This window comes from Thiocapsa sp. (assembly GCF_035467215.1).
Taxonomy (GTDB): Bacteria; Pseudomonadota; Gammaproteobacteria; order Chromatiales; family Chromatiaceae; genus Thiocapsa.
Map to the genome: position 1 here is coordinate 1 of NZ_DATITZ010000087.1, position 7,777 is coordinate 7,777.

The 7,777-nt window shown below is 63.7% G+C and carries 8 protein-coding genes and 2 pseudogenes; 5 read left to right on the top strand and 5 right to left on the bottom strand.

What is annotated here, in order from left to right:
* A pseudogene (locus tag VLR48_RS04560) lies at window positions 1-917 on the bottom strand (ISNCY family transposase); the annotation flags it as partial.
* Between the two features lie 165 nt (window positions 918-1,082).
* Here VLR48_RS04560 and VLR48_RS04565 point away from each other — a divergent pair.
* The 5 genes and pseudogenes from VLR48_RS04565 to moaD all read left to right on the top strand — a co-directional run bounded on the left by VLR48_RS04565 (window position 1,083) and on the right by moaD (window position 5,076).
* Window positions 1,083-1,772, top strand: coding sequence for a sigma 54-interacting transcriptional regulator (locus VLR48_RS04565; protein WP_325290644.1), 690 nt, complete (start codon window positions 1,083-1,085; stop codon window positions 1,770-1,772).
* A 140-nt stretch (window positions 1,773-1,912) separates the two neighbouring features.
* Window positions 1,913-2,668: pseudogene (locus tag VLR48_RS04570) on the top strand (sensor histidine kinase); the annotation flags it as partial.
* Between the two features lie 165 nt (window positions 2,669-2,833).
* Window positions 2,834-3,364, top strand: coding sequence for a molybdenum cofactor biosynthesis protein B (moaB, locus tag VLR48_RS04575; RefSeq protein WP_325290649.1), 531 nt, complete (start codon window positions 2,834-2,836; stop codon window positions 3,362-3,364).
* 2 nt (window positions 3,365-3,366) lie between these two features.
* Window positions 3,367-4,617 (top strand): gephyrin-like molybdotransferase Glp, encoded by a 1,251-nt coding sequence (gene glp / locus VLR48_RS04580; RefSeq protein WP_325290645.1) that lies wholly within the window; start codon window positions 3,367-3,369, stop codon window positions 4,615-4,617.
* 204 nt (window positions 4,618-4,821) lie between these two features.
* Entirely contained in the window at window positions 4,822-5,076 is a 255-nt protein-coding gene (gene moaD, locus VLR48_RS04585; RefSeq protein WP_325290646.1) for a molybdopterin converting factor subunit 1, read from the top strand.
* 141 nt (window positions 5,077-5,217) lie between these two features.
* Here the strand turns inward: moaD and VLR48_RS04590 are convergent, their stop codons facing one another.
* The 4 genes from VLR48_RS04590 to VLR48_RS04605 all read right to left on the bottom strand — a co-directional run.
* The gene (locus VLR48_RS04590) at window positions 5,218-5,655 is read right to left on the bottom strand and encodes a hypothetical protein (protein ID WP_325290647.1); all 438 of its coding nucleotides are present in this window, start codon (window positions 5,653-5,655) and stop codon (window positions 5,218-5,220) included.
* A gap of 114 nt (window positions 5,656-5,769) precedes the next feature.
* Window positions 5,770-6,786: a ketol-acid reductoisomerase gene (ilvC, locus tag VLR48_RS04595; RefSeq protein WP_325290650.1), complete on the bottom strand. Its 1,017-nt coding sequence runs from the start codon at window positions 6,784-6,786 to the stop codon at window positions 5,770-5,772.
* 225 nt (window positions 6,787-7,011) lie between these two features.
* Window positions 7,012-7,503, bottom strand: coding sequence for an acetolactate synthase small subunit (gene ilvN / locus VLR48_RS04600; RefSeq protein ID WP_120798476.1), 492 nt, complete (start codon window positions 7,501-7,503; stop codon window positions 7,012-7,014).
* Between the two features lie 31 nt (window positions 7,504-7,534).
* Window positions 7,535-7,777, bottom strand: a 243-nt coding sequence (locus tag VLR48_RS04605) for a thiamine pyrophosphate-dependent enzyme (RefSeq protein WP_325290648.1), incomplete at its 5' end; no start/stop codon positions are given.

Below are 7,777 nucleotides of genomic sequence, written 5' to 3' on the forward strand. Positions count from 1 at the left end.
CCGCACAGCACGCGGCGCCGGATCTGGTCGATCTGCCGCTCGCCGTGGGCGATGAAGGCATCCAGCGGCGCGAGCTGGACGTGCGGCAACGCGGCGATCAGGTGCAGGCGGATGCGCGTCTCGCGCGCCCGCATCAGAAAGCCCTCGGCCAACTCCAGGTAGGCGGCATGGGCCGCTTCGATCTCGACACGCCGTGCCGCGCGTTGGTCCGGATCCTGCGCGGTGGAGCGCTTGAGGGTTTGCGCCCGACGATAGGCTTTCTTCAAGCAGCGCACGTTGTAGGCGCTTTGCCGCCAATCGCTCAGGCCGGCGTCCTCGCACAGCCCGGCGCTGGTCTGGATGGCCTTGCGCACCGCATCGAAGAGCAGGTTGATGTCGGTCGGATAATGCACGTGGGTCTCGACCACGGAGGAGTCACAGCGCACCGCGAGGGCATCGTCCGGACTTTTTTTGACCAAGGCATGCCCGGCACCCACCACCGCTTGGTTGATGCGGTCGAGCAGCTCGGGCGTGAACAGGCTCACGTTGTCCTTGAGCGTCTGCAGGCTGTAGGTCGTGTCGTCGGCCCAGTCGGTATGGCCGAGCATCTTGCGCAGGGTGGTGTGCTGATTGGCCAGCTCGAGAATGCGGTCGCAGTCGGCGTTGAGCCCCAAGCGCAGCACGCCGAGCACCAGGATCGCCCACTACGACAGACCGGGTCGCCCCGTCTCGGGGCTCGCCTTGCCGTCCTCGCCGCCGCCCGGCGGGCGCAGCTCGGCGAGGATCGCGAACACCGGCTCGCGCACCTGCGGGGTGGTGTGGATGTGCTGCAGTCCACGCAAGAGCTGCGGGATATCGTCGCGCGAGCGCGGATCCAGAGCGATGGCGGCGATATCCTCTTCGCCGAGTTTCAATTGCGGATCGATCACGTTGCGCAGAGTGGTTCGAATCACGAAGTTCATGAAGACTCATGGCGTGCCCCGGCGAAAATCGGCCAAAATCGCCTTCGAGCCATCTGGAAATCAATGGGTTGGAGCTTTATCTGCCCCTCTCGATCGAAAATCGGCATCATCTTCGATAAGCGCGCGCAGGAGCGTCGACGGGTGGCCCGGGAGCAGTTTCTACTGCACCGAGAATGCGAGCAACGCCCCTCCGCGAAACGCATCGTCGGCGAGATGCCGCTCGCCTTGCAGGCGAAGCTCCTGCGGGTGTTGGAGGAGCGACGTTATCGCCCGGTGGGCGGCAGCCAGGAGATCCCGGTCAATGCACGCGTGATCACGGCGACCAATCGGGATCTGGCCGCGGAGGTCCTCGCCGGCCGCTTCCGCAAGGATCTCTACTATCGCATCAACGTCGTCGATCTGAAGCTGCCGCCGTTGCGCGAGCGCAAGGGTGACATCGAGCACCTCGCCCGTTATTTTCTCAATGTCCTGTCCACGGAGTTGGGGGTTCCGACGCCCGAGCTCACGGCCTGGGATCTGCAACAGCTCACCCGCTATGATTGGCCGGGCAACTGCCGGGAGCTGCGCAACGTCATAGAGCGATCCTTGCTGCTCGGAAACCCCGTGGCGCAATATGTCTGCGAATCGACGGTGCAAAACGCGGAGGAGTCCGCAACCGGCTCACCCGCCTCGTCGCTGGAGGCCGTGCAGCGCTCGCACATCATGAACGCCCTTGCCGTCGCGGGCGGCAACAAAACGGTCGCGGCACGCGCCTTGGGCGTGTCGAGAAAGACGGTCGAACGCAAGTTGAAGGAGTGGTCGGATGACGGATCCGTGGACATGCCGCACTGAGTCTGCCGGCGCGTTATCGGCCGTCGGGTCCGACCTGAACGAGCGATCCCGTGCCTTTGGATCGCGATCGGGAACGCCGGCGTTCGGGCCGGCTGCGGATCGGTTTCGAGACCACCGAGGCGAAGATCGACGCAAACGAGATGGATGAAACAGGCGGCGCAGTCGAGATCCGACAGATCGATCAGGATCTCGAGAACGTCCTCGCACTGCTGCGAGAGGCGCGCTATAAGCAATGGGTTCAAAACGAGAAACTTGCCGCAGTCGGCGAGCTGATCGCGGGTGTTGCACACGAGATCAACAACCCGCTTGCGGTGATGCTCGGCTACGTGAACCTGGTGACGCATGAGCTGGGGCCGACGGTCTGGTCTGTGCGCATGGAGGTCGATCTCATCGTTCAGCAGATCGAGCGCATTCGCAAGATCATCGACAGCCTGCTTTATATCGCCCGGCCGATGGACGATGTCGAGCTCCTCGCGCCGGAGGCGACGGCGACCCTGATCCAGGACTCGCTCGGTCTGGTGCTCGACCAGGCCCAGGGCAACAGGCTCAAGGTCTGTCTCGATCTACAGGCAACCTGCCCCGTGCGGATCGGCCGTCAAGACCTTCAGCAGATCATCGTCAACCTCCTGGTCAACGCCGTCCATGCCGTCGAGGCCAACGGCGGTCTGATCGAAGTGGGCTCGAGGGACTGGGAAGCGCGCGGCATCCTCATCAGCGTCAGAGATACCGGGCCGGGTGTTCCGGCGCATCTGATCGAGAAGATCTTCAGGCACTTCTTCACGACCAAGGGTGCAGGCAAAGGCACAGGGCTCGGCCTCTCGGTGAGCACCGGGCTGATCCAACGCTACGGCGGCGCCCTGACCCTTCAGGAGATCTCCGAGGCGGGAACGGAATTTCACATCCGTGTGCTTGCGGAACCGGTCTTCGACGATGAAGACACCTGGCTCGCGCAAACACTGGTCTCAAGCCTGGAATCGCGACCGCGGCCGGCATCCGAATACAATGCAACGCGACGGGATTCAGAGCCACAACCGCGGCACGCCGCAGCACAGGACGACGCCATGCCGAAACATTTCAAAGACCAAGACTTTCTGCCCCTACAGATCGCCATCCTGACCGTCTCGGATACGCGTACCGAGGAGAACGACACCTCGGGGCGATGTCTGGTGGAGCGCGCCGAGGCGGCCGGACATCGGGTGATGGCCAAACGGATCGTCCCGGACGACATCTACCGGATGCGCGCGGCCTTCTCCGAATGGATCGCCGACCCCGAGATCCAGGTCATCCTGAGCACCGGCGGCACCGGCGTCACCGGTCGGGACAGCACGCCGGAGGCCGTGACCCCGTTGCTCGACAAGCCGCTCGAGGGCTTCGGCGAGCTGTTCCGGAGCTTTTCGCTCGAAGAGATCGGCACCTCGACCTTGCAGTCACGGGCGCTCGGGGGGCTGGCCAACGGGACCTTCATCTTCTGCCTGCCGGGCTCCAGCGGGGCTTGCCGCACCGCCTGGGATCGCATCCTCCTGGCGCAGCTGGACAGCCGCACGCAACCGTGCAACTTCGCGCAGCTCATTCCGCGTTTGCTGGAGCGTTGAGCATGACGACCGATCCTTGCGGCTGTGACGCGCCCGGGCGCACGGCGCTGACCAAAGAGCATGCACTCGAACGACTGCTCGCGCGTGTCAAGCCCGTCGGCGGGACCGAAACCGTCTCGATCGCCGAAGGACTCGGCCGCGTCCTGGCCGAACCGGTTCTGAGCGCGATCGACGTCCCCGCCTGGGACAACAGCGCGATGGACGGCTATGCGATCCGTCATGCGGATCTGGCGGCCGCCGGCGGGCGTCTGCGCGTAGCTCAGCGCATCCCCGCCGGCTCGACCGGGAGCGCATTGGAGCCCGGTACCGCGGCACGCATCTTCACGGGTGCCCCGGTCCCGGAAGGCTGCGATGCGGTGGTCGTCCAGGAGATCTGCGAGGCTGCCGGGGAGTGGGTTCAAGTCCCGCTCGACTGCAGGACGGACGCGAACATCCGCCGTCTCGGCGAAGATATCCGGGCCGGCGCCGAGGTGATCGCCGCGGGCACCCGTCTCGCGCCACAGCATCTGGGGCTGGCCGCCTCGGTCGGTGCCGCAAGGATCAGCGTGCGTCGGCGTCTGCGCGTCGCGGTCTTCTCCAGCGGCGACGAGCTGGTGATGCCGGGCGAGGCACTCGGCCCCGGACAGATCTACAACTCCAACCGCTTCATGCTCTTCGGGTTGCTCGAGCAGCTCGGCTGCGAGGTGGTGGATCTGGGCATCGTGGAGGATAGCCTTTCGGCCACGGAGCAGGCGTTGCTGCGCGGTGCGGCACAGGCCGATCTGATCGTCGGCAGCGGCGGCGTCTCGGTCGGCGAAGAGGATCACATCAAGACCGCGCTCGAGCGCGTCGGCACGCTCGAGCTCTGGACGATCGCGATCCGCCCCGGCAAGCCGCTGGCCTTCGGTCGGATCGGCACGACACCCTTCATCGGCAATCCGGGTAACCCGGTCTCGCTGTTCGTGACCTTTTGTCTCTTCGGCATCCCGGTGATCAGGCGGCAGCAGGGTGTAGCCGGGGATCTGCGTCCCGTGAGTGTTCGGATCCGTGCAGGTTTCGACTGGCCACGCCCCGACAAACGCAGGGAGTTTCACCGGGCGCGCATTCAAATCGACGAAGACGGCGTGCAGGAGCTTGCGGTGTTTCCCAGCCGCTCGTCCGCCGTGCTCTCCTCGGTCGCCTGGGCGGACGGTCTGGTGGAGATTCCCGAGAATCAGGTCATCCACAAAGGTGACCTCGTGGATTTCATCCCGTTCCGGGGCCTCTTCGGCTGAACCGCGTTCGGCGGGACATGGATGGGGCGGAGGTCGGATCCTTCTCCCCGAGCTCAATAGACTCCGAGGGACGCGGTTCAGGTGATTAGGGTTTTGTCGGGCGGGTTATCCCCGATGGCGGTGTGAACCTGTATCGGCAGTTGTTTGGGCGGCAAGAAAGTGAGGCCCGATATTCGGAGGCATAGAGTAGCGGAAGGAAATAATATGATCGATATCCTGTACTTCGCTCGGCTCAGAGAGAGCCTTGGACTGGCGCGGGAGCAATTGAATATCTCGCAAAACATCGAATCCGTGGCGGATCTCCTCGCGCACCTGCGTACCCGCGGCGAGCCCTGGTCAACGACATTGGCCGAAGGCGAATCCGTTCTGGCGGCGGTGAATCAGGAGATTGCCCGGCTGGACACGACAATCAAAGACGGCGACGAGATCGCAATCTTCCCGCCGGTCACCGGCGGATAGCGCACGCAGACCATTCATGAGAACCGGTCGGTTGGGCAAAGCGCAGCGTGCCGAACGGTTTCCTGTGATGTCGGCGCGGGTTGGGCACGCTGCGCTTTGCCCAACCGACTACGGCTCTCCTCACTCCTCACTCCTCACTCCTCACCCCCCCGTCATAATCATATGACGAAAAATGATCGGCTTGGCCTGAAGATCGAAGTCGTGGCCGCGGGGTTTGATTTGCATGGCCGCGACGATCGCCTTCTTGTCCCGCTCGTCCTCGGTGGGATTTCCGCGCAGCGCCCGGCGCAGATCGGCCGAATGCTCCTGACCTGGGCAGAGCAGCAGACGCCCCTCGGCGGTCGCCCGTACGCGATTGCAGTCTCCGCAGAAGTTATGGCTGTGCGGCAGAAAGGTCATCTTCTCCGACATGTAATCGACGCAGCGCAGATTGCATCGATCCGTCACGGAGAGACGCACATCGGTGATCGGGCGGCCGAACCGATCGATCAAGCCCCCGAGGCTGCCACGGTCGAAGAAGCCCGGGCCGCCGCAGACGAGTTGAAACCGATGGTCGGACAGGCTCGAATCGATCGCCACGGTCCGCCGCTCCGACCTCTCGGCCAGAGGCAAGATGGCGCTTGGGCCCGATCAAGTTTGAATCTCTCGGGATCCGAGCGATCGGATCCCGCAAAGGCGTAGGGATGCCGGCGATCAGTTGCGGGACTTGTCGACCAGCTTCTTCTCGCGGATCCAAGGCATCATGTCGCGCAGACGCTCGCCGACCTCTTCGATTTGGTGCTCTTCGCCGAGTCGACGCATCGCCTTCATCGAGGCCGCGCCGGCCTGGTTTTCGAGGATGAATTCCTTGGCGAACTGGCCGTTTTGGATCTCGCCGAGGATGCGCTTCATCTCGGCCTTGGTCTCGTCGGTGATGATGCGCGGACCGCGGGTCAGGTCACCGTATTCGGCCGTGTTGGAGATCGAGTAGCGCATGTTGGCGATGCCGCCCTCGTAGATGAGGTCGACGATCAGCTTGACCTCGTGCAGACACTCGAAGTATGCCATCTCGGGCGCATAACCGGCCTCGACGAGGGTCTGGAAACCGGCCTTGATCAGCGAGGTCAACCCGCCGCAGAGCACGACCTGCTCGCCGAAGAGGTCTGTCTCGCACTCCTCGCGGAAGTTGGTCTCGATGATGCCGGCGCGACCGCCGCCGTTGGCCGAGGCGTAGGCGAGCGCGATATCGCGGGCCTGTCCGGTCGCATCCTGATGGACCGCGATCAGGCTGGGCACGCCGCCGCCTTGGGTGTAGGTGGAGCGCACCAGATGGCCCGGACCTTTGGGCGCGATCATGATGACGTCGAGATCTTCGCGCGGCGTGATCTGGCCGAAATGCACGTTGAAGCCGTGGGCGAAGGCGAGCGCTGCACCCTGCTTGATGTTGGGTGCGACCTGCTCGCGATAGAGCGCGGCCTGGTGCTCGTCGGGTGCCAAGATCATGACCACGTCCGCACCCTTCACGGCCTCTTCGATCGAGCGAACCTCGAGCCCTGCGTTGGTTGCCTTGGCCGCCGAGGCCGAGTCGGGCCGAAGTCCGACGACCACGGAGACGCCCGATTCCTTCAGATTGTTGGCATGGGCATGACCCTGCGAGCCGTAACCGATGATCGCGACCTGCTTGCCCTGGATGAGGGAGAGGTCGGCGTCTTTGTCGTAGTACACGTTGATGGTCATTGAGATGAATCCTTCAGCTGGAGATGTATGAGGGGCACCGGGAGGCGAGCAGCCTTCAGGCGCTCACTCGGATCCGATCCGGGACTGTGAACCGCAACCGCGCAAGCAGCTCAATCCAGGCAATTGATTGAATACTTAAACCGCGTCCGCCACAGAGGCGACGGACAGGCACCACACCGAGCGAACAGGAAAACGGCTCATGTCGCACGAAGACGCGGTTTAAATGGTGAGGCCCTTGTCGCCGCGCGAGATGCCGGTGGGCCCCGAACGCACGACCTCGACGATCAGCCCTTCCGGCACGGCGTCGATGAAGGCATCCAATTTCTTGGAGGCCCCGGTCAGCTCGATGACATAGCTGGTGTCGGTCACGTCGATGATCTTGGCGCGGAAGATTTCGGTCAGGCGCTTGAGCTCTTCGCGATCCTGTCGCTCGGCGCGTACCTTGATCATCATCATCTCGCGCTCGATATGCGGACCCTCGGAGAGATCGAGCAGCTTTACGGTGTCGATCAGCTTGTTCAGCTGCTTCTTGATCTGCTCGACCACGTCGTCGTTGCCCGTGGTGACCAGGGTCATCCGCGAGAGGGTCGGATCGTCCGTCGGGGCGACGGTCAGTGATTCGATGTTGTAGCCACGGGCCGAGAAGAGCCCGGCGACGCGCGAGAGTGCGCCCGCCTCGTTCTCCAGCAGCACGGCAATGATGTGTCTCATGTCTTAAGATCTCTTTCGCTCGGGACGCGGTCTAGGCCAGCTCGCGATCCGACAGACTCGGTGCCAGGTGCATCTCATGGTGGCCCTTGCCGGCGGCGATCATCGGGTAGACGTTTTCGGTCGGATCCACGATAACGTCCATGAACACGAGACGATTCTTCATCGCGAACGCCTCGGTCATCGCGGCCTCCAGATCGGCCGGCTGGTCGACGCGCATGCCGACATGTCCGAAGCTCTCGGCGAGCTTCACGAAGTCCGGCAGGGCATCGACATA